The organism is Kiloniellales bacterium, from assembly GCA_030066685.1.
GTDB lineage: Bacteria > Pseudomonadota > Alphaproteobacteria > Kiloniellales > JAKSBE01 > JAKSBE01.
On record JASJBF010000005.1, the window covers coordinates 50,876 to 75,926 of the forward strand.

Sequence of the window (25,051 nt, forward strand, 5' to 3'; positions counted from 1 at the left end):
CAGTGGCCAATCTTTGGTTGCTAAGCCTGGGCTTGAGGCTAGTTTGCTAGCCTCAAAATGTAACCTCCAAAGCGCGCCGCCATGGGCTATCAATTCAGGTGACCCCTCGAGATGGCGGGCGTCAGGGCCCGAGGTTCAGATCCCGGTCGCAACGCCGCAAAACTGGAGACAATGTGGACAAGACATCCAGCGCCCAGAAGGCCGTTCCCGGGGACAGGGATTCCCGAGCCCCGGCCGAGCCGCCTCGGATCGCGGCGGATTCGCCCGATCGCTTCATCAACCGGGAGCTGTCCTGGCTGGCTTTCAACGAGCGGGTCATGGAGGAGGCTGACAATCCCTCCCATCCGCTGCTCGAACGACTGCGCTTCCTGTCGATCTCGGCCAGCAATCTGGACGAGTTCTACATGGTCCGGGTCGCGGGCCTGAAGGGCCAGCAGCAGGCCGGGGTCAAGACCCCCAGCCAGGAAGGCATGACCCCCGCCGAGCAGCTGAGCGCCATCAACACGAGGGTCGCAGCGCTCATGCAGGAGCAGCAGCGCTGTTGGCGCGGCCTGCGCGGGGCGCTGCGCGAGGCCGGCATCGTGGTCCTGGATCCGAAGGAGCTGACAAAGAAGGACCGGACCTGGCTGGCCCGCTATTTCGTCGAGGAGATTTTTCCGGTCCTGACCCCGATCGCCATCGATCCCTCGCATCCCTTTCCGTTCATCCCCAACCTCGGCTTCAGCATGGTCATCCGTCTGGACCGGGGCGAGGACGAGAAGCACATCACGGGCCTGATCCCGGTGCCGCACCAGCTGGAGCGCTTTATCCGCCTGCCGGGCGAGACGCATCGCTTCATCCGGCTGGAGCAGGTGGTCGAGCTGCACTTGGACCGCATGTTCCCGGGCTTCGAAGTCGAGGAGCTGGGCTATTTCCGCGTCGTCCGCGACAGCGATATCGAGATCGAGGAAGAGGCCGAGGACCTGGTGCGGGTCTTCGAGACGGCGCTGAAGCGCCGCCGCCGCGGCAGCGTGATCCGGCTCTCGGTCAACGACGAGATGTCGGAGTCCCTGCGCGCCTTCGTCATCGACGAGCTGGACGTCGAGGAGACCGACGTCTACGCCCTCGACGGCATGCTGGGTCTTTCGGACATCAAGCAGCTGATCGTCGAGGACCGCCGCGACCTGGTCTTCGACCCCTTCAACATCCGCTTCCCCGAGCGGATCCGGGACTTCGGCGGCGACTGCTTCGCCGCGATCCGCGACAAGGACATCATCGTTCATCATCCCTACGAAAGCTTCGACGTCGTGGTGCAGTTCATCCGCCAGGCGGCGCTGGACCCGGCGGTGGTGTCGATCAAGCAAACGCTCTACCGGACCAGCGAGGACTCGCCGATCGTCGCCGCCCTGGCCGAGGCGGCGGAGGCCGGCAAGAGCGTGACCGCGCTGGTCGAGCTCAAGGCCCGCTTCGACGAGGCGAGCAACATCCGCTGGGCGCGCAACTTGGAGCGTGCCGGGGTGCAGGTGGTCTACGGCTTCATCGACCTGAAGACCCATGCCAAGGTCTCGCTGGTCGTGCGCCGCGAGAGCCATGCCCTGCACTCCTACGTCCACTACGGGACCGGCAACTATCACCCGATCACGGCCAAGATCTACACCGACCTGTCGTTCTTCACCTGTGACCCGGCGCTCTGCCACGACGCGGCGCGGCTGTTCAACTACATGACCGGCTATGCCCGCCCGGAGCGCATGGAGAAGCTGGCGATCTCGCCGATCACCCTGCGGCCGACCCTCTTGCGCCTGATCGACGAGGAGATCGGCCACGCCGAGGCCGGGCGCCCGGCGGCGATCTGGGCCAAGATGAACTCCCTGGTCGACGGCGAGATCATCGACGCGCTCTACCGGGCCTCCCAGGCCGGCGTGCAGATCGAGCTCGTGATGCGAGGCATCTGCTGCCTGCGGCCGGGCATCCCAGGCCTCTCGGAGAACATCGCGGTGAAAAGCATCATCGGGCGCTTTCTCGAGCACAGCCGGATCGTCTGCTTCGGCGCCGGGAACGGCCTGCCGTCCCGTTCCGCCAAGGTCTTCATCTCCTCCGCCGACTGGATGCCGCGCAACCTGGACCGGCGGGTCGAGACCCTGGTGCCGATCGAGAACCCCACCGTCCACCAGCAGGTGGTGGAGCAGATCATGATCGCCAACCTCAAGGACGAGGCGCAGTCGTGGGTTCTGGATGCCGACGGCAGCTATCGCCGCTTGCCGCGGGACCCCGAGAGTTTCAGTATTCATACCTACTTCATGACCAATCCCAGCCTGTCCGGGCGCGGCAGCGCCCTAAAGTCGGCGAAGAAGGCCCCCCGCCTCATGCTCAAAGAGTCCTAATCCGCCTTGATGTCCAGCGTCCGAAAGCCCAAGGGGCTGGCACCCAGGGTGCGCCTGCCCATCCTGTCACCGGGGATCCGCAATCAGCGACGCACGCGGCGCCGGGTCGCGGTGATCGACATCGGCTCCAACTCGATCCGGCTCGTCGCCTTCCAGGGACCGCAGCGGGTTCCGGTTCCGATCTTCAACGAAAAGGTCCTTTGCGGGCTGGCGCGCGGCCTGGGGGAGACCGGACGCCTCAACCCCGAGGGGGTGGAGTCGGCGCTCAAGAACCTCGAGCGCTTCACCAGACTGGCCGCGGCAATGCAGGCGGACGAGGTCGCCATGCTGGCGACCGCCGCCGTGCGCGAGGCGGAGGACGGGCCGGCCTTCGTCGCCGAGGTCCTGCAGCGCACCGGCTTCGAGACGAGGGTCCTGACGGGCGAGGAGGAGGCCCGCTACTCGGCCGAGGGTGTCATTGCCGGCTCGCCTCTGGCCGACGGGATCATGGGTGACCTGGGCGGTGGTTCCCTTGAGCTGGTCCGGATCGACTCCGGCCGGGTCACCGAGCTGGCGACCCTGCCCCTGGGCCCCCTGCGGCTGCTCGGCGAGACCGGGCGCGACGGCAAGGTCATGCGCCGGAGAATCGAGGAGGCGCTGGATTCGCTGCCCTGGCTGGAGCCCGGCATCGCGCCGCACTTCTACGCCGTCGGCGGATCCTGGCGTGCGCTGGCCCGGATCAGCATGGAAAGCCGTGACTACCCCCTGAAGGTCATCCACGGCTACACCATGACGACCGCCGAACTCGAGGACCTCACCCGGGTGGTCGCCCGCCAGACCAAGGAGTCCCTGGCCCGGATCAAGAGCGTGACATCGCGGCGGCTGGAAACCCTGCCGCCGGCGGCGCTGATCCTCCGGCGCCTGCTGCGCCGGCTCTGCCCGCAAGAGGTGGTCTTCTCCGCCTACGGCCTGCGCGAGGGCTGGCTCTACAACCGGCTCTCGAAGGCCGAGCGTGCCAAGGATCCGCTGCTCGAAGTGGCCCGCGAGGTGATGGAGCGGGACAACCGCTTCGGGAATCTCGGGCCCGAGCTCTTCGCCTGGTCGGCGCCGCTTTTCGAGGGCGAGAACGAGGCCGACGCTCGGCTGCGGGAGGCGGCCTGCTACTTCTCCGACCTGGCCTGGCGCGAGCACCCGGACTACCGCGCGTCCTGGGCGCTGCACCGGCTCCTGCAGTGGCCTTTCCTGGCTGCCGATCACCGCGAGCGGGCGCTCCTCGCCCTGACCGTTGCCTGGCGCTACGGCGGCTCCGAGGCGATCCCCGGCTTCCTGGTTCTGCTGAGCCCGGAGGACGCCGAACGTGCCAGAGTTCTGGGCTTGGCCCTGCGGCTCGCCTATACCCTGTCGGCCGGCACGGTCGAGGTGCTGCACAACTGCCATCTCTACTGGGCGGAAGGCCGTCTGCAGCTCCACCTTCCCGAGGACGGCCCCGTACCCACGGGCAATGTCGTCGAACGGCGCTTTGCCCAGCTCGTGGAGGCTGTCGAGGGCCGGAGCTGAAGGTCGGCTATCCGACCTCGATCACTCGGGTCACGCGGAGTATCTCCCGCCGGTCCGCGGCATCACCGGGCAGATCCGGCCCAACCCGCAGGCACCCGGCGTCCAGACGCGCGGGCTCTCGCGCGGCTCCGGGCCTTCAGGTCGCCTTTTGCCCCGGTTCGGCGAGGCGGACCTCGCGATCCCGGATGGTCAAAGCCAGCTCGCCGTGCTTGAGCCGCAGGGCGTCGGCGCCGAAGATCTCGCGGCGCCAGCCGCTGAGAGCGGGGACCTCGGCCTCGTCGTCCGCGGCGATCAGCTCGAGGTCGGCGACGCTCGCGACCAGCTTCTGGGCGACGCCGTGGGATTCGCACTTGGCCTTCAGCAGCACCTTCAGGAGATCGACGACCGGGCCCAGGCCCGAGATCCGCTCGTGCCGCGGCGGCGAATTTGGACGCTGCTCGGCCGGGATCGCCTGGCCGGCCTTGATCGCGTCCAGGATGCCGCGCCCCATGCGGCCCTCGGCGAAGTCCCGGCTGAGGCCGCGAGTGCGGGCGAGGGCCTTGGCGTCGGCGGGCGTATGGGCGGCGACGTCCAGCAGCTGCTCGTCGCGCAGGATACGGTTGCGCGGCACGTCGCGCCGCTGGGCCTCGACCTCGCGCCAGGCGGCCAGGGCCTTGAGCACGGCCAGGAAGCGCCGGTCGTTGGAGCGGGACTTGAGCCTGCGCCAGGCCTCCTGGGGCTCCAGCGCGTAGGTCGCCGGCGTGGTCAGGACCGCCATCTCCTCCGACAGCCAGGCGGCCCGGCCGGACTTTTTTAGCTGCCGGCTCAGGCGCGCGTAGATCGGCCGCAGATGGATGACGTCGGCCAGGGCGTAGTCCAGCTGCCGCGGCGTCAGGGGCCGATGCGACCAATCCGCGAAGCGCGAGACCTTGTCCAGGCGCGCGCCGACGATCTGCGAGACCAGGCGGTCGTAGGACACGGACTCGCCGAAACCGCAGACCATGGCGGCGACCTGGGTGTCGAAGATCGGCGCGGGCAGCTGACCGAAAAGGTGGAAGAAAATCTCGAGGTCCTGGCGGGCCGAATGGAAGACCTTGAGGACCTTGGGATTGGCCAGGAGCTCGCCCAGGGGCGCCAGGTCCATGCCCTCGGCTAAGGTGTCAATCGCGACGGCGTCTTCGGCCGCGCCCACCTGGACCAGGCAGAGCTTGGGCCAATAGGTCGTGTCCCGCAGGAACTCCGTATCGATGGCCAGGAAGTCGGCGGCGGCTTGATGCTGGCAGAAAGCCGCCAGTGCCGCGCTGTCGGCGATCACCGTCATGGCCGTCCTAATACACGGAAGCCGTCGGGTCGAAAAGGCCCCCGAGGGAGCCCGAGGAACGGATACGGCGAGGTCGGATCGGTCCCCGGCCGCAGGGCTTGGTCGGGACCGGCCCCGGCCTTGACAAAGCCGCCGGATCGGTGCCTTTTCCCGGCGGTCCGGCAGGCTGGCCCGGGCTGCGAAATTGCCGACCTTTAGCCCAAGATTCCCGGGGACCGAGCGATGCATCCCTACCGCACCCACACCTGTGGCGAGATCAGGCCTGAGCATGTGGAAAAGACCGTCCGGCTGTCCGGCTGGGTTCACAGCAAGCGGGACCACGGCCAGCTGCTGTTCATCGATCTCCGGGATCATCACGGCGTGACCCAGTGCGTGGTCGACGTCTCGAGCCCGCTGTTCGAGGGCCTGGAGGCCATGCGGGTCGAGAGCGTGCTGACGGTGACCGGGCCCGTCGTCGCCCGCAGCGCCGAAACCGTAAATCCGAAGCTTCCGACCGGCGAGGTCGAGCTGCGGATCGATGCCTACGAAGCCCAGTCGCGGGCCGAGATCCTGCCGCTCCAGGTCAACTCGGACGAGGATGCGGGGGAGGAGACCCGGCTCACCTATCGCTACCTCGACCTACGGCGCGACAAGATGCAGCGCAAGATCCGGCTGCGCAACGCGGTGGTCGCCTCGATCCGCAGACGCATGTGGGACGGCGGGTTCCAGGAGTTCCAGACCCCGATCCTGACCGCCAGCAGCCCGGAGGGCGCACGCGACTTCCTGGTGCCCTCGCGGCTCCATCCCGGCCGCTTCTACGCCCTGCCCCAGGCGCCGCAGCAGTTCAAGCAGCTGCTGATGATGTCCGGCTTCGACCGCTACTTCCAGATCGCCCCCTGTTTCCGCGACGAGGACAGCCGGGCCAACCGTCTGGCCGAGCATTACCAGCTCGACGTGGAGATGTCCTTCGTCACGCAAGACGACGTCTTCTCGACCATGGAGCCGGTGCTGGCCGGGGTCTTCGAGGAGTTCGCCGACTGGACCGGAAACAGGCACGGGGTTACCCGGGCGCCCTTCCCGCGGATCCCCTTCCGCGAGGCCATGCTGACCTACGGAACCGACAAGCCGGATCTGCGCAACCCCTTGAAGATCGTCGACGTCACCGAAGTCTTCGCCCGCGACGACGTCGCGTTCAACGCCTTCAAGACCATCATCAAGAAGGGCGGTGTGGTCCGCGCGATCCGGGCGCCGCAGGTCGGCGAGCGACCGCGCAGCTTCTTCGACAAGCTGAACGACTGGGCCCGGGGCCAGGGCGCGCCGGGGCTGGGCTACATCCTGTTCCAGGGCGGCGAGGGCAAGGGGCCGATCGCCAAGTTCGTGCCCGCCGCCGCCCAGGAGGCGATGAAGATGGCTGCCGGCCTGGAGGAAGGCGATGCGATCTTTTTCGTCTGCGACCTTGAGGGCGCGGCGGCCGCAATGGCCGGGCTGGCCCGCGACCGGATCTGCGACGACATGGGCGTTCGCGAAGAGGGCAGCTTCAAGTTCTGCTGGATCGTTGACTTCCCGATGTACGAGCTGGACGAGAAGACCGGCAAGATCGAGTTCTCGCACAACCCCTTCTCCATGCCCCAGGGCGGTCTCAAGGCGGTGAACACCCAGGACCCGCTTGAGATCCTGGCCTATCAGTACGACTGCGTGTGCAACGGCAACGAACTCTGTTCCGGGGCGATCCGAAACCACGACCCTGAGATCATGGAGCGGGCCTTCCATCTGGTCGGCTACGGCCGCGAGGTCCTGGAAGAGCGCTTCGGCGGCATGCTGACCGCGATGCAGTACGGGGCGCCGCCCCACGGCGGCTGCGCCTTCGGCATCGACCGCATCGTCATGCTGCTCGCCGAGGAGACAAATCTGAGGGAAATCAACGCCTTCGCCATGAATGGCCAGTTCGAGGACCTGATGATGGCCGCGCCCTCGGAGGCGACGTCGGAGCAGCTTCGGGACCTGCACATCCGCGTCGAGCTGCCGCCGGAGCTGCGCGAGAGTTGATGTCCGGGGTCGCTTTTCGCGGCTGGGCCCAAACGTAAGCACTTTCTTAAGCGGTCGGACGCAACAATCCGACTTGCCGGAAGACTTCGCCCGCCGCCGGGCGGACGCGGGTCTCGGGCGAGGGGAGAGGGATGCGGATCGCCTTCGTTCTTTGTGCCTGCATGCTGCTGTCGGCTTGCGGAACGCCGGTTTCGTCGTTCGCGAACATGGCGCTCAGCAGCGTCAGCTATTTCTTCACCGGCAAGACCACCACGGACCACGGTCTCTCCCTGGTGCTTCAGGAGGACTGCGAGATCATCCGCGCCCTGGAGGGCCAGATTTGCCGGCCGATCGGCAACGGTTATCCCGAGGCTGATCTCGAAGTCGCCCTCCAGCCGCTGGAGTCGGGCACGAACGTCGCAGACGCCGCGTTTCTGCGGGCCGATGGCTCGACGGTCGTCGATCCGGAACGGCCCATGCTGGCCGAGACCCTGCCGACCGAAGATCCCCTGAATGGCGCTGTCGACGGCCAGGCGGTCGAGCGGGTCACGGGCCTCCGCGACCCCAGGGCGACCCAGACGGCGGGCAGCCTGTCGGGCTTCCTGCCCGGCGGCGAGGCGCCTGAAGGGTCCGACTGGGACCGCCGCTTCGGCTTCTACCAGGACAGATAGACACTTGCGGCACGACAGAGCCGCGCTAGAGTCGGCCTTGAAACAAGCACTGCAATCATAGATTGTGCATTCTCTAAGATTTTAGCGGTGTTGCTTGGCCGCGGAGTCTTTGCTGGACACGGGACCAACGGCGCGACGCTTCGTCCATGACAGTTCCTGCTGACGATGGTTTCTTCATGCCGCCCGAATGGGCGCCCCATGCCCGCTGCTGGATGGCCTGGCCCTGCCGCGAGGACCTTTGGGGCGACCGGCTTTCGGCGGTCAGGCAGGCCTATGCAGAGGTCGCCAAGGAGATCTCGCGCTTCGAGCCGGTGACCATGATCGCCAACCCACAGGACGTGGCCGAGGTCAGCCTCAGCTGCGGGCCCGGCGTCAGCTGCCTATCGCTGGCCCACGACGATTCCTGGACCCGGGACAGCGGCCCGACCTTCGTCGTCGATGGCAAGAGCGGGGTCGCAGGTATCGACTGGGTCTTCAACGCCTGGGGCGGCAAGTACCAGCCCTACGGCGAGGACGCCCAGATGGCACGCCGGATCCTGGAGCAGCTCGAGCTGCCCTGCTACCCGGCGCCCCTGGTGATGGAGGGCGGCGCCATCCACGTCGACGGCGAGGGCACGCTGCTGACCACGGAGCAATGCCTACTCAACGAGAACCGCAACCCGGAGCTCGGGCGGGACGAGATCGAGGGTCTGCTGCGCAGCCACCTGGGGATCGAGACGGTGATCTGGCTGTCCGGCGATCCCCTCGACGACGAGACCGACGGCCATGTCGACAACCTGGCCTGCTTCCTCGCGCCCGGCGTGGTCCTGGCCCAGCACCCCGGCCCGGAAAGCGCGCCCAACCACGCGGCCCTGGCCGAGAACCTGAGACGCCTGCGCGAGGCGCGGGATGCCCGCGGCCGGGCGCTGGAGGTGGTCGAGATGCCGCAGCCCCAGACCAGCCTCGAGGACCACCGCGGCGCGCCCCTGCTGGCGTCCTACGTCAACTTCTACCTCGCCAACGGGGCCGTAGTGGTGCCCGGCTTCGAGGACCCGGCGGACCAGAAGGCCTACGAGATCCTGCGCCAGGCCTTTCCCGACCGCGAGGTCGTCCAGATCGATGCCCTCGAGATCGTCTACGGCGGCGGTGGTATCCACTGCATCACCCAACAGCAGCCGGCGCCTCTGGCGGAGGGCTGAGCGGCGGCCGGCGCTATTCCGGCTCGATCTCCCAGATTCTGGCGTGGTCGGCGGCCCGTTCCGGCCGGATCACCCGGACCCGCTCGGTCAGGCCTGCCGGGCCGGGCTCGCGTTCGATGGCCAGCAGGCTGTGCAGCTTGTGGTCGCTGAGCCCGAGGGTGTAGTCCGCCTCGGCCCGCGCCGCCGGAAGGGCGGCGGCCAGGCTCGGCGCACCGTAGGCCTCGACGAAGTGCCGGGCCAAGCGTTCGACCAGCTCGTAGAAGCCGGCCTCGTCGATCTCGGCGACCTCGACCAGGCTCGACCGCCCGAAGCTCTCGGTGCCGAGCCAGCCGCTCGCGAGGGCTAGCTTCTCCTTTCCGGTGAGCTGGCCGGGATCGAGATCGGCGAAGGCGAAGCTGCCGGGCACCGCCCATTCCCCGGGACCCGCGGCCTTCGCAAAGACCTGCAGGTCCGAGTTGTCGAGACGCAGCGTTCGCAGGAAGCGCATGCCGCCACCCTAACCGCGCGGCGCCTAGGCCCAGATCAGCCAGCCGAGAAAGACCCCGACCAGCAACCCGTAGGTTGCGCCGGCGAGCAAGACCTTAAGCCGAGGGGAGACTGCCGTCTGGATTGGAGGGGCCATGGTTAATCAGATATGACCTCGGAGCGCCGATGCAAGCCGGACGTGCTTCAGGCGCCTGCTTCCCCCAAATAGGCAGAGCTGTGCGATTAACTGGCACGCGGCGCTGCCGCGAGGCCGCCGAGCACCAGCTTCGGGCGCTTGTCTGCATAGAGCGCCTGGTCGGCAAGGAACAGCAAGCCCTCGGCGCTCGAGCCGGCGTTGTAGGCGGCGGCGCCGAAGCTGGCCGAGGCCTGCAGCCGGCCGGACTGCCAGGAGACTTCGAGATCGCGGATCCGGGCCTCGAGGCGCAGCAGACGGTCGGCCGCCTGGCTGCGCCGGGTGTCGCTCATCAGGATCGCAAACTCGTCGCCGCCGATCCGGGCGACCGCGTCGCTGCGCCGGATCTCCTTGCGCAGCAAAGCGGCCACGCTGCAAAGCACGCGGTCGCCAGCCAAGTGCCCGTGGCGGTCGTTGATCGCCTTGAAGCGGTCCAGGTCGCAGAGCACGAGGATACCGGTCTCACCATGCCGCTGGGCCCTGGCCAAGGCGGCGCCGAGCGCCAGGTGAAAGCCGCGCCGGTTCAGAAGACCGGTCAGTTCGTCGCTGTTGGACAGCCCTTCCAGATAGGAAATGCGCGCCCGCTGCTCGCTGATCCGGCGCTCGGCTTCGGCGGTCGCCAGGATCAGCTGGTCGACCAGGCCACGCACCTCCCTGTCGCGCCGACCGGCCCGCTCGCGCAAGCGGGACAGTCCGTCGCGCAAGGGGGCCAGGTCATCCTCCAGGTGGACTGCGGTGTTGGGCAGGTTCTGATGCACGGTCTCGGCCTCGCTATGAAACGGTCGGACTGACTTCGCAGCAAGAGCCATGCCAAGTTCAACGTTTTGATTTAAAGTGAGTTTGATTTGGGGCGGTGGGCAGATTCTGCCGGGTCCGGATCCTCGGCGGCCGCGCCCGGCGGACTCTGCCGGGCGCGGCGCAGCCGGCGTTCCGCTTGGGCCTTGGCGGAGGCCGACATTGCCATCGGCCGCCGGGTCTTGTATCTAGCCGCTACGCGATGCCGCCCCGCCGTCCCCGGCCGGGCGGCTTGAATGTATCCGCGCCAACGCGCTCATTGGACCAGGGACCGAGCCTCGTGTCGCCAGTGTCGAGATTCAGCCGTCTGATCTTCGCCTGCCTCGCGCTTTGGGCGGCGCCCTCGGCCAAGGCCTTGGCCGAAGCGGTCGAGATCCTTCCGCATCGTGCGGTCTACCGCATGGAGCTTTCCGCGCTGCGGGGCGGCAGCAGCGTCGTCGACGTGAGCGGCCGCATGGACTTCGAGTGGCAGGACGCCTGCGACGCCTGGACGGTGGCACAGCGAATGCGGATCCTGGTCGGCTATGGCGACGGCAACGAGACCGACTTCGGCCTGACGCTGAACACTTGGGAGTCCAAGGACGGCCTCAACTATCGCTTCTTCATCCGGCATCTCTACTCGGGCCGTCCGAGCGAGGAGATCCGCGGCAGGGCGCAGCTCGAGGGCGCCGGCAAGGCCGGCCAAGGGTCCTTCGCGCAGCCCGAGGAGAAGCGCGTCGATCTGCCCGCCGGCACCCTGTTTCCGGTCGAGCACACGCAGGTCCTGATCGAGGCGGTGCGCGCCAAGGCTTTGCCGCTGTGGCGCACGGTCTTTGACGGCTCCGGAGAGAGCGGCCTCTTCGGGATCTCGGCGGCCCTGGTCGAAGCCTTGGAGCCGGAAAGCAGCGTGCCCGAAGGACTGGAATCGATCAAAGGCCAGGCGTCGTGGCGCCTGCGCCTCGCCTTCTTCGACCTCGGCGGCCCCGAGGCCGCAGAGCCGGAACAGGAGCAGGCCCTGCGGATCTACGCCAACGGCGTTGTCGACGAGCTGGTCCTTGATTTCCCGGAGTTCTCGGTCCGGGCCATCCTCGAAGAGCTCGAGCCGCTGGAGACACCGGCCTGCTAGAGCAGCCTGCGTTCTTTCGAACGCAGATGAGCCGCTCTATACAATTGAAGTAGTTCAAGTTATCCGGCTCTAGGAAGGCCGGCGGTCGCTGCCGAGCAGGCCGCGGCCCTTGCGGATTGCATCGCGCCCCAGCTTATCGCGCACCTGATCCATGGCCGCCTCGACCCGTCCGCGTCGGGTCCGCTCGGGGTCGAGCAGGTCCGGGGGATCCGCCAGGTCTCCGGGCCCCAGGTCGCCGGCGCCGATGCCGATCAGGCGGAAGCGCCGGCCGTCGGCTTCCCTGGTGAGCAGCGGCAGGGCGGCGTCGTAGAGCACCTCGGCAAGCTGGCTCGGCGCGTCCAGGCGCCGGCTTCGGGTCAGCAAGCGGAACTCGGCGGTCTTGAGCTTCAGGGTGACGCTGTGCCCGGCCAGGTTCTTGCGCTTTAGCCGCCGGGACACCTTCTCGCAGAGCGGCCAGAGCCGCCCGCTCAAAGCGTCGAGGGCGGCCAGGTCGCGGTCGAAGGTGGTCTCCGCCGAGAGGCTCTTGGCCGGCTCGCGCGGGTCGACCTGCCGGGCGTCGCGGCCGTGCGAGAAGCGGTGCAGGCGGCCGCCGATCGCGCCGTAGCGGGCGATCAGCTCGGCCTCCTCGTATTGGCGGAGCTGACCGATCCTGGTGATCCCGTCGCGCTCGAGGGCCCTGCGCAGGGCCTTGCCGACGCCCCAGAGAAGGCTCACCGGCTGCTCGGCCAGAAAGCCCTCGGCCTCGGCCTCGCCGATCACGGCGAAGCCCCGGGGCTTGTCCAGGTCCGAGGCCACCTTGGCCAGGAACTTGTTGTAGCTGAGGCCGATCGAGGCGGTGATCTGGAAGGCCGCCTCGATCCTGAGGGCCAGCAGCGCCAGGGTCCGGGCCGGCGGGCCGCCGTGCAGGGCCTCGGTCCCGGAGAGGTCGAGGAAGGCCTCGTCGATCGACAGCGGCTCGACCAGGGGCGTGACCTCCTCCATCATCCGGCGGATCGCCAAGCCGGCCTCCTGGTACTTGGCCATGTCGGGCCGGATCACCACGGCGTCCGGACAGGCCTTCAGCGCCTTGAACATGGGCATGGCGGAGCGCACGCCATAGAGCCGGGCGACGTAGCAGCAGGCCGAGACCACGCCGCGCCGGCCGCCGCCGACGATCACCGGCCGCTCGGCGAGCTCAGGCCGGTCGCGCTTCTCGATGCTGGCGTAGAAGGCGTCGCAGTCGATATGCGCGATCGCCAGGCGCCCCAGCTCCGGGTGGCTCGCCAGGCGCGGCGAGGCGCAGTCCGGGCAGCGCTGCGCCACCGGGGCCTCCCGGAGCGCGCCGCAGTCCCGGCAGAGCGCGGTCATGGGAATCCGGAGCCCTCGGCGCCGCCGAGCGCGATGGGCAGCTCCTCCGGCCGCCAGAGCCAGGCCGCGCCGCGGACCCCGCTAGAATCGCCGTGCTTCGCGGCGACCACGGGCGTGGTGCAGACGTCGGAGAAGACGTAGTCCTGCAGACGCTTGGGCAGCTCGGCATAGAGCCGCTCCAGATTTGACAGGCCGCCGCCCAGGACCACCGCGTCCGGGTCGGCCAGGTTGATGACGGTGGCGAGGCCGCGGGCCAGCCGCCCGGCGTAGCGCGCCAGGCTGGCCGCCGCGGCCTCTTCCCCGGCCGCGGCGCGGGCGGCGATCTCCTCGACGGAGATTGTCTCGCCCGTCGCAATGGCGTGGTCCCGGCTCAGCCCCGGCCCGGACAGGAAGGTCTCGATGCAGCCGCGCTTGCCGCAGTAGCACGCGGGGCCCGGCCGTTCCTCGTCTGCGGGCCAGGGCAGGGGGTTGTGGCCCCACTCGCCGGCGATGGCGTGGGGGCCGACAAGTGGCTGCTGCCGGACCACCAGGCCCCCGCCAACCCCGGTCCCGAGGATCACGCCGAAGACGACCTGGGCCCCTGCGGCGGCGCCGTCGACCGCCTCCGAAAGGGCGAAGCAATTGGCGTCGTTGGCGACCCGGACCGGCCGGCCGAGGGCCTCGGCCAGGTCCCGGTCCAGGGGCTGGCCGATGATCCAGGTCGCGTTGGCGTTCTTCACCAGGCCGTTGTGCGGCGAGACCGTGCCCGGGATCCCGACCCCGACGCTGCCGGGCGCGCCGAGCTCGGCCTCCAGGCCCCGGACCAGGTCCCGGATCGCCCGGATCGTGCCCGGATAGTCGCCCTGCGGGCTCGGCCGGCGGCGGCGCAGCCGCATGCCGGCGCCGCCGTCCAGCGCTGCCGCCTCGATCTTGGTGCCTCCCAGGTCGATGCCGATCTGCATCCCTCGATCCGCCCTACGGGTCCGGCCTCCGCCCTCTACAACCCCCAGAATATCTAGTCCTTACCAATATTTAACTCCGGAGCCTTAGATGATACAGGGTAAAGCATAAAGGCACTAAGGGGCGCCTCCGCGGCCCGCTTGGGGCAATCGAGGTTTTATGCCTTGGGCTGAAAATGGTAAACAATGTCAGCCACTCGATCATCGCACGGACCACTCAAGGCGCCCGCCATGAACGACGATAACGGCAAGACGGTCCTGGTCGTGGAAGACAATGACCTAAACATGAAGCTCTTTCACGATCTTCTGGAGGCCCATGGCTACAACATCCTCCAGACCAAGGACGGCATGGAGGCGCTGCGCATGGCCCGCGAGCATCGCCCCGACCTGATACTGATGGACATCCAGCTGCCGGAGGTCTCCGGCCTGGAAGTGACCAAGTGGATCAAGGAAGACGACGATCTCAAGTCGATTCCGGTGGTGGCCGTCACGGCCTTTGCCATGAAGGGCGACGAAGAGAAGATCCGCGAAGGCGGTTGCGAGGCCTATATTGCCAAGCCGATCTCCGTGGCGAACTTCCTTGAAACCGTTGGCCGTTTCCTGAATTGAGCTGAAGTGCAGGGTCTCCGGTCATGACGGCGCGGATACTGGTCGTCGACGACGTACCCGCCAACGTCAAGCTTCTGGAGACGAAGCTGGCGGCCGAGTACTTCGACGTGCTCACGGCCAGCGACGGCCTCTCGGCGCTCGAGGTCGCCGAAGACCAGCTGCCCGACATCATTCTGCTCGACATCATGATGCCGGGGATGGACGGCTTCGAGGTTTGTCAGCGGCTCAAGGAATCGACCAAGACCCGGCATATCCCGGTGGTCATGGTCACGGCCTTGAGCGAGGTGCCGGACCGGGTCCGAGGCCTGGAATCCGGTGCCGACGACTTCCTGTCCAAGCCGGTCAACGACATCGCGCTCTTCGCCCGGGTCCGCTCGCTGCTGCGGCTCAAGATGATGACCGACGAGCTGCGGCTGCGCCAGGAGACTTCCGGCGATCTCGGGGTCTTCGAAGCTGACTACGCCGACGACGATGATCCCCGGGATGCCCGGGTCCTGATCGTCGAGAACAACGAGATGATGGCCGACCGCCTGGCCCGCTATCTCGGCGAAAGCGGCTGCACAACCGAACGCGCGGCGACCACGAGCGAGGGCTTGACCCGGGGTCGGGACGGCGACTTCGATCTGGTCATCGTGAACCTCCACGTCGGCGGCGAGGACGGCCTGAGGTTCTGCTCCCAATTCCGCTCCAACGAACAGACCCGCCACGTGCCGATCCTGTTGCTGCTGGACGATCTCGACCTGCCGCAGCTGGCCAAGGGCCTGGACATCGGCGTCACCGACTACCTGATCAAGCCGGTCGACCGTGGCGAGCTGCTGGCCCGGGTGCGCACCCAGATCCGGCGCCACCGCTATCATCACCGTCTGCGCCTCAACCTGCAGCAGTCGGTGAACATGGCCTTCACCGACCCGCTCACGGGGGTCTACAACCGTCGCTACATGTCCGCCCATCTGGATCGGAAGATCATGGAGATCGCCACGGCGGAAAAGCCCGTCTCGGTGATCCTCTTCGACATCGACCACTTCAAGGCGATCAACGACACCTATGGCCACGGCGCCGGCGATCAGGTCCTGAAGGCGCTGGCCGCGAGGGTCAGCAACAACCTGCGCAGCTTCGATCTGGTGGCCCGCTACGGCGGCGAGGAGTTCGTGGTCATCATGCCCGACACCAATGCCGAGATCGCCCTGCGGGTGGCCGACCGGCTGCGCGCCCGCGTGGCCGGAGAAGCCTTCGAGGTCGAAGGTCTGGAGGCACCCCTGGAGGTGACGGTGTCGATGGGCGTGACCACCGCTTCCGATCCGAACGAGACGGCGGACAGCCTCCTCGAACGCGCCGATCGGGCGCTGTATCAGGCCAAGAGCGACGGCCGCAACCGGGCCATCTCGGCCGAACTCGGGAGCGCCACGGAAGCCGAGAGCCCGCTCGCCTCGACCGGCTGACGGCCGGCCCGGCGGGAAACGACCCCGGCGGGAAACGACAAAGGGCCACCCAAAGGGCAGCCCTTGCTCAGGCTTCGCGATCCGCTGCGGGATCACTTCATCTTGGATTCCTTGAACAAGACGTGCTTGCGCGCGACCGGGTCGTACTTGCGCAGCTCCATCTTCTCGGTCTTGGTGCGGGCGTTCTTCTTGGTCACGTAGTAGTAGCCCGTGTCCGCCGTGCTGACCATCTTGATCAGGATCGAATTGGGCTTGGCCATGGCGTTTTCCTGCTGCGAGCGTTCTGGACGGGCCGCACGATAGTGCCTCGGCAGGCCGAGTCAAGCCTCGCCTGTCGCCGTTCCCGGGCCGCCGGCCCCGGCCAGGGCCGCCGCGAGGGCGGCGTGGGTCACCCGTCGCAGAGGCAGGCCGTCCAAAGCCGCCAGGGGCCGCCAGGCTAGGTCCTCCAACTCCCCGGACCCCCTCAGCCGGCCCTCGACGGCGACTCCGTCGGCACGGAAGAAGCGGGTGTCGAAGCGGAGCGGCGGGCCGGGCGGCGTGACCGCTCTGAAGACCAGGGAGAGGCCCCGAAAGGCGGGTCGCCGGGCCGCGGATCGGTAGCGCGACCAGACCGCCGACGAAGCGCTGACCGGGCCGGGCAGGGTGCCGTCGGTCAGCAGCAGGCCGGTCTCCTCGTGCAGCTCCCGCAGGGCGCAGCGCACCAGGGCCGGGTGGAGCGACGCGGTCGCGGCATCGGTCCCTTGTGGCAGGGTGGCGAAGCTTTCCGGCAGGCCGGAGTCCTGCCGGTCCTCGGGCTCCAAAGCACCGCCGGGAAAGACGTAGACCTCAGGCATGAAGCGGGACGAAGCCGGCCGCCGGCCGAGCAGGACTTCCGGACCCGCCTCGGTCCGGCGCAGCAGGACCAGCGAAGCCGCGTCGCGCGGCCGGGAGACAACCCGCGGCCGCTGCACGCTGTCGCTCAGTTGAAGATGACCTGGCCGGACTGCCTGGTCTTGCTGCCGGTCCTGCCGCCGGCAATCGCTTCCCGATAGAGCGTGCGGTCGGACAGCAGTCCGATCGCCACCTCGACATCGACCTCGTCCGTGCCCTCGCGCGCCGGACAGCGCGCCCTCAGGGCGTTCAGGGCCGGCGAGTCGCCCGGGTCGATGCTGACCTGGCGGACCGCCGGCGAGATCGTGTTCAGGCCCCGGCGCAGCCCGGCAATGATCTCTTCAGCGGTCTTGCCGTCGTCCTCGATGCAGATGTCCGGCAGTACGCCCCGCTTGTCCAGGGCATAGCCCGAAGGGGCGTGGAACCGCGCCCAGGTCAAGGTCAGCTCGCCGTCGTTGGGCAGCCGCAGGACCGTCTGCACGGTCCCCTTGCCATAGGAGTTGCTGCCGATCAGGACCGCCCGGCCGCTGTCCTGCAGGGCCGCGGCCACGATCTCGGAGGCCGAGGCGGAGTTGCCGTTGATCAGGACCACGACCGGCTTGCCCGCGGCCTCGTCGTCCGGCTCGGCCTCGAAGTACTGGTGGCTGTCCGGGTGACGGCCGTGAGTTGAAACAAGCCGGCCCTTGGTGACGAAGAGGTCGGAGACCTCGACCGCCTGATCGAGCAGCCCGCCCGGATTGCCCCGCAAGTCCAGAACGTAGCCGGCCAGCCCGTCGCCCAGGTCGTCGCGGGCTTCGATCAGCTTAAGGCGCAGCATCCGCGTTGTGTTCTGGTTGAAGCCGGCGATCTTGATGTAGGCCACTTTGCCCTTGAGCTTGTAGGTGATGGTCTGCGGCACGATATGGCCGCGCTTGATGTCCAGGCTGAGCGAGTCGCTGCGGTCCGGGCGCCTTACGGTCACGTTGACCGAAGAGCGCATCGGCCCCCGCAGGCGCTGCACGATCTCGCGCTGGGTCAGGCCGACCGCCGTTTCGCCGTTGATCGCCACGATGATGTCGTCGTCGCGCAGGCCGGCGCGCTCGGCCGGGGTGTTCTCCATGACGTTGAGGATGCGCACGCCTTCGTCGACGACGCGGATCCGCACACCGATGCCGCCGAAGCCCTCGCGGCTGGCGCGGTTGTTCCGGGCCTCCTCGCGGCCGGCATAGCGGGAGAAGCCGTCCAGGTCGCCGAGCACCCCGTCGAATACGGTCTCGTAGAGCGAGGCGCTGCCCTCGCTGCCCAGGCGGCGCGAATGGGTCAGTCCGATGTCCAGCGCCGCCGCGGTAAGATCGCCCCAGGCGTCGATGTCTTCCTGCCGCGGCGCCGGGAAGCTCTGCGCGACGGTGCCGTCGACCGCGACGGTCACGGTCGAATCCTGGCGCAGGATGCTGAACTTGGGATCGATGCGCGAGAGTTTCGAAAGTCCGGAGATCACGAGGTCCGGCATCGAGACCTCGTCGATGTAGACCTCGTTTATGTCCTTGTAGCCGGTCGAGAAGAGGCGCGTGGCGCTGGTCGTGCTGAAGCTCCGACCTTCTTCCTGGCTCGCGACGCAGGCGGCTGCCAGGAGGGCCATCGGAACGACGGTGGCCATGGTGGCCCGTCTGGCAAGTCGCCAAAGTGCAGCGTCAGAGTACCTCTCGACCATCACCCGGACCTCCGCCTCCCTTGATTCTGGGCGCCTAAAACCCTGAAGCGCCTCGTTGCTTGGGCGTTGGGAGCGATACTAAACTGGTAAAAAAAGTCTTACCAGTGTTATGTATGGTTAAGCTAAAATATTAATAAATCCAAAATAAGTCTAAGGCCATCGCCGGCAGGGATTCAGGAAATCATCCGCGACGGCGTCGGACTCTGGTGTTGTTCCTGGCTTGTTTGACTGGTCTCTTCTTGGGTTGTCCTTTCCGAATTGTATGGTTTGTCCGCCCTCTTCCGGCGTCGGCGGCGGCGGAGTCTTCAGCGATATGCAAGATAAGCCCTCCGGTTACTGGGCTGGCTTCGACCAGGCGGAGGGCGACCCGGTCGCCGAGGTTGTAGACCCGGCCCCAGCGCTGGCCGACCAGGCAGTGCCCGGCCTCGTCGTGCTCGTAATAGTCGTCCGGCAGCGCGCTGATCGGCACCAGCCCGTCGGCGCCGCTCTCGTCGAGCGAGACGAAGAGGCCGAAGCGGGTGACGCTGCTGATCCGGCCCGAGAAGGCCTCGCCGACCCGTTCGGCCAGGAAGGCAGCGGTGAAGCGGTCCACGGCGTCGCGCTCGGCCGCCGCGGCCCGGCGCTCGGTCGACGAGATGTGCGCGCCGATCTCCGTGAAGGCCGCCGCCTGCTCGCCCGGCAGGCCGTCCCTGCCCAGTCCCAGGGCCGAGATCAGCGAGCGGTGCACCAGCAGGTCGGCATAGCGCCGGATCGGCGAGGTGAAGTGGGCGTAGCGGGTCAGCGCCAGGCCGAAGTGGCCGAGGTTGCGCGGGCTGTAGGCCGCCTGGCTCTGGCAGCGCAGGACCAGTTCGTTGACCAGAGGCTCCTCGGCGCCGCCGCGGACCTGCTCCAGCAACCGGGTGAAGAGCTTCGGCCGCAGCACCTGGCCGCGGGCCAGGCGCAGGTCCAGGGTCTCCAGGAACTGCCGCAGGGCCTCTACCTTGACCGGGTCCGGGCCGTCGTGGACCCGGTAAAGGCAGGGGCGCTGGCGCGATTCCAGGGTCTCCGCCGCGGCGACGTTGGCGGCGATCATGAACTCCTCGATCAGGCGGTGGCTGTCCAGCCGCTCGCGTGCCTCGATCGCGGCGACCCGGCCCTTGGCATCGAGCATGACCCGCCGCTCGGGCAAGTCCAGGTCCAGGGTGCCGCGCCGCTCGCGCGCCCGCAGAAGCGCCGCGTAGGCGCCGTAGAGCGGCTTGATGACCTCGTCCAGCAGGGGCGCGGTGGTCTCGTCAGGCCGGCCGTCGATCGCCGCCTGGACCTGGGTGTAGGTCAGGCGGGCGGCGGAGCGCATCAGGCCGCGGAAGAACCTGTGCGTCTTGATGCGGCCCTGGGAGTCGAGCCTCATCTCCACCGCCAGGCAGCCACGCTCCTCCTTGGGCCGCAGCGAGCACCAGCCGTTGGAGAGCGCCTCCGGCAGCATGGGGACCACCCGGTCGGGGAAGTAGACCGAGTTGCCGCGCTCCCGGGCGCTGCGGTCGAGGGGGCTGTCAGCGGTCACGTAGTGGGCCACGTCGGCGATCGCGACCAGGACCCGCCAGCCCCCGCCTCTGCCCGACGCGCCTCTTCCGGACTCCGGGGCGGCCCAGACCGCGTCGTCGAAGTCGCGGGCGTCTTCGCCGTCGATGGTGACCAGCGGGATCTGCCGGAGGTCCTCGCGCTCGCCCAAGGAGGGCGGCCCGGCGGTCTCGGCCTGCTTCAGGGCGTCCTTGGGAAAGTCGATCGGGATGCCGTGCTCGAAGAGCGAGATCAGGCTCAATGAGCCCGGGCCGCTGAGCCGCTCGACGACCCGGACCTGCGGCAGGCCCAGGCGGTTGCCGCCGCGCAGCAGCTCGGCCAGGACCAGGTCGCCGTTCCTGGCGCCGCCGGCGTCCTCGGGCCGCAGCACGAACTCTCGCTTGGCCCGCTTGTCGGTCGGCACCAGGCGGCCTTCGGCGACCTTGGGGCGGTAGATCCCAAGGACCCGGCGCGGCGCGGCGCCGACCACGCGCATGGGCCGGGCCTCGTAGAGGCCCTCGCCGACTGCCTTAAGGCGGGCCAGGACGCGCTCGCCCTCGCCCAGGCTGGGATGGCCACCGGGGAAGGGGGCGATGTAGATCGTCGGCGGCGGGGCGTCGTGGCTCCAGCCGGCCGGGCGGCCGAGCAACTCGCCGTCCGGGTCGCGGCCGATCGCTTCGATCACGGTGACCGAGGGCAGGCGGCCCGGAGCGACGACCCGGCGCTTGCGGTCGCGCTCGATGTGGCCTTCGGCGGCCAGCTCCTTGAGCAGGGCCTTGAGCGCGATGCGCTGCTGGCCCTTCAGCTGGAAGGCGCGGGCGATCTCGCGCTTGCCGACCCGGCCGTCTTGCTCGCGGATGAAGGCGAGGACCTCGTCCTTGCTCGGAAAGGGCGCCGGCTGGCGCTTCGCGGCGGCCACGCCAGGGCCTATTCGGCGGCCTCGGCGGCGGCGGACCCGGTTTTCGCTGCCTGACCCGTCTCCTCGGCGGGCTTCTCGGCGGTCCCGCTCTTGCTGGTCTTCTTGCCCGCGGCCTTTCTGGCTCCGGTCTTCTTGGCCGCCGTCTTTTTCGCTGCTGCCTTCTTGGTGCCCGTCTTCTTGGCCGCGGCTTTCTTGGCGCCCGTCTTCTTTGCGGCAGTCTTCTTCGCGGCGGGCTTCTTGCCTTTCTTCGCCGCCTGCGCCTCCAGGAGCTCGAGCGCCTGCTCGAGGGTGATGTCCTCGGTGGTCAGGTGGTCGGGCAGGGTGGCGTTGATCTTGCCGTGCTTGGCATAGGGGCCGTAGCGGCCCTTGTGCAGGGTGACCGGCTTCTGGTCGTCCGGGTGCTCGCCCAGGGTCCGGAGGGCCGTGCTCTGGCGCCGCGCCGGCGCCTCGGCGATCAGGACCACGGCGCGGTTGAGCCCGATGGTCAGGACGTCGTCGTCTTCGGCCAGGGTCTTGTAGGCCGACTTGTGCTTGACGTAGGGCCCGTAGCGGCCGATCCCGGCCAGGATCGGCTCTCCGGTCTCGGGATGCGGGCCGACCTCGCGCGGCAGGGCGAGCAAGGCCAGGGCGGTCTGCAGGTCGATCTCCATCGGGCTCATGCCCTTGGGCAGAGAGCAGCGCTTCGGCTTCTCCGCGCCCTTCTCCTTGGAGGCTTCGCCCAGCTGCAGGTAGATCCCGAAGGGCCCCTTGCGCACCGTGACCGGCAGCCCGGTCGCTGGATCCTTGCCCAACTCGCGCGGGCTGGCCAGGCAGGCCTCGGCCGCGGCCTCCTCGCCGTTGATCACCGCCAGGGAGCGGGTGTAGCGGCAGTCCGGGTAGTTGGAGCAGCCGATGAAGCCGCCAGTCTTGCCGATCTTCAGGCCCAGGCGGCCCTCGGAGCAGGCCGGACAGACCCGCGGGTTGTGCCCGGGCTTCTCCGGGTCGACCGGGAAGAAATGGGGCCCCAGCTCGGCGTCCAGCGATTCGATGACGTGGGTGATCCGCAGGTCCTTGGTCTCGTCGACCGCGGCCTTGAAGCCGGACCAGAAGTCCTTCAGCAGCTCCTGCCAGGACAGCCGGCCGTCGGAGACCGCGTCCAGCTTGCCCTCCAGGTCGGCGGTGAAGCCATACTCGACGTAACGTGTGAAGAAGCTGCTCAGGAAGGCGGTGACCATGCGGCCGCGGTCCTCGGGGTAGAAACGCCGCTTTTCCAGCCGCACGTAGTCGCGGTCCTGCAGCACCTGGAGGATCGAGGCGTAGGTCGAGGGCCGGCCGATGCCCAGCTCCTCCAGCTTCTTGACCAGGCTGGCCTCGGTGAAGCGCGGCGGCGGCTGGGTGAAATGCTGCTCGGGCAGGACCTTGCGGCGCGACACCGCCTCGCCCTCCTTCATCTGCGGCAGGCGGCGGTCGTCGCCCTCACCGTCGCGCGGGCTGTCGTCGCGGCCCTCCTGGTAGAGCGTGAGATAGCCGTCGAAGGCCACCACCGAGCCGGTCGCCCGCAACCATGCGGCGCCATCCTTGGGCGCCCGGCCGTCGACGGCGATGTCGACCGCGACCTGGTCCAGGCGGGCGCTCTCCATCTGGCTCGCCAGGGTCCGCTTCCAGATCAGCTCGTAGAGCTTGACCCCGTCGGCGTCGAGCCAGGGCGCCAGGTCCGAGGGCCGACCGGTGATGTCGGTCGGGCGGATCGCCTCGTGCGCCTCCTGGGCGTTGCGCGCCTTGGCCTTGTAGACTCGGGGCGCCTCCGGCAGGTAGGCCGGGCCGAAGCGCTCGCCGATGGTCTCGCGGATCCCGGCGATGGCCTCGTTCGAGATCTGCACGCCGTCGGTCCGCATGTAGGTGATCAGGCCGACCACCTCGCCGCCCAGGTCGACGCCCTCGTAGAGCTTCTGGGCGGTGCGCATGGTCCGGGTCGCGCTGAAGCCGAGCTTGCGCGAGGCCTCCTGCTGCAGGGTCGAGGTGGTGAAGGGCGGCGGCGGGTTGCGCCGGACCTGCTTGCGTTCGATCTTTTCGATCTCGAAGCCCAGGGCCTGCTCCAGCCGCCCGGCGGCCGCCTTGGCGCTGGCCTCGTCGCCGAGGTCGAACTTGTCGAGCTTCTTGCCGTCCAGGTGGCTGAGCCGCGCCGTGAAAGGCGCGCCGGCGGCGCTGGCCAGCTCGACGTCGATGGTCCAGAACTCTTGCGGCTTGAAGACCTCGATCTCGGCCTCGCGCTCGCAGATCAGCCTGAGGGCGACCGACTGAACGCGCCCGGCCGAGCGGCTGCCGGGCAGCTTGCGCCAGAGCACCGGCGACAGGGTGAAGCCGACCAGATAGTCCAGCGCGCGGCGCGCCAGATAGGCGTCGATCAGCTCACGGTTCAGGTCACGCGGATGCTCGAAGGCATCGAGCACGGCGTTCTTGGTGATCTCGTTGAAGACGACGCGGCTGACCTCGACCCCGCCCAGGGCCTTGCGCCGGTTCAGCTCCTCGGCGATGTGCCAGGAGATCGCCTCGCCCTCGCGGTCGGGGTCGGTCGCGAGGTAGAGCTTGGCGGCGCGCTTGACGGCGTCGGCGATCTCCTTCAGCCGCTTCTCCGAGCGGTCGTCGACCTGCCAGTCCATGGCGAAGCCTTCGTCCGGCCGGACCGAGCCGTCCTTGGGCGGCAGGTCGCGCACGTGGCCGTAGCTGGCCAGCACCTCGAAGCTGCTGCCCAGGTACTTGTTGATCGTCTTCGCCTTGGCCGGCGATTCGACGATCACGACGCTCTTGCGCGATCCTGTCCTGCTGGAGTCAGGCATGCCTTGACGATCCGAGCTCCGTCTCTCGGGCACGCACGGGTTCAGCCCGTGTCGTCGCCATCCATCGAAAGCGATACGCGGTTCCCGGGATGCCGGACGACTCGCCCGGCCAACTCAAGTTCCAAGAGGACCCGGTTAACCATTGCGGCTGACAATTGGGCCTGGCGTGCCACTTCGTCAAGCAGTACCGGCGAAGGTCCTAGCAATTGCTTAACGATATCACGCGCCTCGGTGGCCTCGTCCTGGCCGGGTTCGGGCGCCTCGGGCACCGGACCGGGCCCGGTTTCGGGCCGAATCCGCCGCTCGGCCAGGAAGCCTTCCAGAGTCTCCAGGACATCCTCGGCGGATTCGGTCAGCACCGCGCCCTGGCGGATCAGGTGATTGCAGCCGCGCGCCCGGGGGTCGAGGGGCGAGCCGGGCACGGCGAAGACCTCGCGGCCCTGCTCCAGCGCCAGGCGCGCCGTGATCAGCGAGCCCGAGCGCGGCGCCGCCTCGACCACCAGCACCCCGAGCGAAAGCCCAGAGATCAGGCGGTTGCGGCGGGGGAAGTGGCGCGCCTGGGGCACCAGGCCGGCCGGCATCTCCGAGACCACCGCCCCGCGGTCGCGGACGGCTTCGTAGAGCGCCGCGTTCTCGCGCGGGTAGACCACGTCGGGACCCCCGGCCAGGACCGCCACGGTGCCGCCGTCCAGGGCGCCTTCGTGGGCCGCGGTGTCGATGCCGCGGGCCAGGCCCGAGGTGACGACCAGCCCGGCTTGGCCCAGGTCGGCGGCGAGCTGCTTGGCGAAGCGGCGGCCGTTGGCCGAGGCGTTGCGGGCGCCGACGACGGCGAGAGCGCGCCGATTCGGCAGGGCCGGGTCGCCGAGCACGCTGAGCACCGGCGGCGGGTCGTCGATCGCCGCCAGGGCCGGAGGATAGTCCGGATCAGATAGCGTAAGGACCCGCGCGCCCAGGGCCTCCAGGGCGTCCAGCTCGCGCTCCGCCTCGTCCGGCGGGCAGAGCCGGACCGGTCGCCGGCGGCCGCCCCGGCGGGCCAGCTCCGGCAGGGCCTCTAGCGCCGCCGCGGCGTTGCCGAACTGCGCGAGCAGCCGCCGGCAGGTGATCGGCCCGACGTTCTCGCTGCGGATCAGGCGCAGGAACGCGATCCGGCCGGCTCTGGAGTCCTCGGCGGCGGATGAGACCATAACGTGAACGTGACGCCGAGCCGGAGGCTCGTCAAGGGCGAGCCGCTTCGCCTTGGCCTCGCCGCAAAGGCCCTTCATCTTGACTCGCGCGCTCTG

The 25,051-nt window shown here is 68.7% G+C and carries 19 protein-coding genes; 8 read left to right on the forward strand and 11 right to left on the reverse strand.

All coding sequences use genetic code 11. From position 1 onward, the window contains the following. Positions 1–248 precede the first annotated feature (248 nt). Positions 249–2,360 carry an RNA degradosome polyphosphate kinase gene (locus QNJ30_05815; GenBank protein MDJ0942957.1) on the forward strand — a complete coding sequence of 704 codons (2,112 nt, stop codon included), beginning with the start codon at positions 249–251 and terminating at the stop codon, positions 2,358–2,360. 9 nt (positions 2,361–2,369) lie between these two features. Next, entirely contained in the window at positions 2,370–3,896 is a 1,527-nt protein-coding gene (locus QNJ30_05820; GenBank protein ID MDJ0942958.1) for a Ppx/GppA family phosphatase, read from the forward strand. A 136-nt stretch (positions 3,897–4,032) separates the two neighbouring features. On the opposite strand, the gene rnd is transcribed toward QNJ30_05820, so the two are convergent. After that, entirely contained in the window at positions 4,033–5,196 is a 1,164-nt protein-coding gene (gene rnd / locus QNJ30_05825) for a ribonuclease D (GenBank protein ID MDJ0942959.1), read from the reverse strand. Positions 5,197–5,418: 222 nt separating this feature from the next. Between rnd and aspS the strand changes: the two genes are divergently transcribed. From aspS to QNJ30_05840, 3 genes are all read left to right on the forward strand, one after another. Next, entirely contained in the window at positions 5,419–7,221 is a 1,803-nt protein-coding gene (gene aspS / locus QNJ30_05830) for an aspartate--tRNA ligase (protein MDJ0942960.1), read from the forward strand. 131 nt (positions 7,222–7,352) lie between these two features. After that, the gene (locus tag QNJ30_05835; protein ID MDJ0942961.1) at positions 7,353–7,871 is read left to right on the forward strand and encodes a hypothetical protein; all 519 of its coding nucleotides are present in this window, start codon (positions 7,353–7,355) and stop codon (positions 7,869–7,871) included. 146 nt (positions 7,872–8,017) lie between these two features. Further along, positions 8,018–9,049, forward strand: coding sequence for an agmatine deiminase family protein (locus QNJ30_05840; protein MDJ0942962.1), 1,032 nt, complete (start codon positions 8,018–8,020; stop codon positions 9,047–9,049). Between the two features lie 13 nt (positions 9,050–9,062). Here QNJ30_05840 and QNJ30_05845 read toward each other — a convergent pair whose 3' ends face one another. Together QNJ30_05845 and QNJ30_05850 are read right to left on the reverse strand one after the other, a co-directional pair. Beyond that, entirely contained in the window at positions 9,063–9,536 is a 474-nt protein-coding gene (locus QNJ30_05845; protein ID MDJ0942963.1) for a DUF6505 family protein, read from the reverse strand. 221 nt (positions 9,537–9,757) lie between these two features. Continuing rightward, positions 9,758–10,465 (reverse strand): GGDEF domain-containing protein, encoded by a 708-nt coding sequence (locus QNJ30_05850; GenBank protein MDJ0942964.1) that lies wholly within the window; start codon positions 10,463–10,465, stop codon positions 9,758–9,760. Between the two features lie 326 nt (positions 10,466–10,791). Here QNJ30_05850 and QNJ30_05855 point away from each other — a divergent pair, with 326 nt between their 5' ends. Beyond that, positions 10,792–11,607, forward strand: coding sequence for a DUF1849 family protein (locus tag QNJ30_05855; protein MDJ0942965.1), 816 nt, complete (start codon positions 10,792–10,794; stop codon positions 11,605–11,607). 69 nt (positions 11,608–11,676) lie between these two features. Here QNJ30_05855 and QNJ30_05860 read toward each other — a convergent pair whose 3' ends face one another. Both QNJ30_05860 and QNJ30_05865 read right to left on the reverse strand, forming a co-directional pair. Next, complete coding sequence (locus QNJ30_05860; GenBank protein MDJ0942966.1) at positions 11,677–12,954, reverse strand: DNA polymerase IV; 1,278 nt, start codon at positions 12,952–12,954, stop codon at positions 11,677–11,679. After that, entirely contained in the window at positions 12,951–13,895 is a 945-nt protein-coding gene (locus QNJ30_05865) for an ROK family protein (GenBank protein MDJ0942967.1), read from the reverse strand. The genes QNJ30_05860 and QNJ30_05865 overlap by 4 nt, the downstream gene beginning before the upstream one ends. Positions 13,896–14,123: 228 nt before the next feature. Here QNJ30_05865 and QNJ30_05870 point away from each other — a divergent pair, with 228 nt between their 5' ends. Then, positions 14,124–14,501 carry a response regulator gene (locus QNJ30_05870; GenBank protein MDJ0942968.1) on the forward strand — a complete coding sequence of 126 codons (378 nt, stop codon included), beginning with the start codon at positions 14,124–14,126 and terminating at the stop codon, positions 14,499–14,501. Between the two features lie 23 nt (positions 14,502–14,524). Further along, positions 14,525–15,940, forward strand: a complete 1,416-nt coding sequence (locus QNJ30_05875) for a PleD family two-component system response regulator (GenBank protein ID MDJ0942969.1) — start codon at positions 14,525–14,527, stop codon at positions 15,938–15,940. A gap of 92 nt (positions 15,941–16,032) precedes the next feature. Here the strand turns inward: QNJ30_05875 and rpmG are convergent, their stop codons facing one another. The 6 genes from rpmG to dprA all read right to left on the reverse strand — a co-directional run bounded on the left by rpmG (position 16,033) and on the right by dprA (position 24,955). Continuing rightward, entirely contained in the window at positions 16,033–16,200 is a 168-nt protein-coding gene (gene rpmG, locus QNJ30_05880; GenBank protein ID MDJ0942970.1) for a 50S ribosomal protein L33, read from the reverse strand. Between the two features lie 60 nt (positions 16,201–16,260). Beyond that, positions 16,261–16,890 carry an NUDIX domain-containing protein gene (locus QNJ30_05885; GenBank protein ID MDJ0942971.1) on the reverse strand — a complete coding sequence of 210 codons (630 nt, stop codon included), beginning with the start codon at positions 16,888–16,890 and terminating at the stop codon, positions 16,261–16,263. Between the two features lie 8 nt (positions 16,891–16,898). Next, positions 16,899–18,446 (reverse strand): S41 family peptidase, encoded by a 1,548-nt coding sequence (locus QNJ30_05890; GenBank protein ID MDJ0942972.1) that lies wholly within the window; start codon positions 18,444–18,446, stop codon positions 16,899–16,901. Between the two features lie 235 nt (positions 18,447–18,681). After that, entirely contained in the window at positions 18,682–20,955 is a 2,274-nt protein-coding gene (gene rnr, locus QNJ30_05895) for a ribonuclease R (protein ID MDJ0942973.1), read from the reverse strand. A gap of 8 nt (positions 20,956–20,963) precedes the next feature. Continuing rightward, complete coding sequence (gene topA, locus QNJ30_05900; GenBank protein MDJ0942974.1) at positions 20,964–23,771, reverse strand: type I DNA topoisomerase; 2,808 nt, start codon at positions 23,769–23,771, stop codon at positions 20,964–20,966. A gap of 41 nt (positions 23,772–23,812) precedes the next feature. Then, a complete protein-coding gene (dprA, locus tag QNJ30_05905) occupies positions 23,813–24,955 on the reverse strand; it encodes a DNA-processing protein DprA (protein ID MDJ0942975.1) in 1,143 nt (380 codons plus the stop codon). Positions 24,956–25,051: the final 96 nt, after the last annotated feature.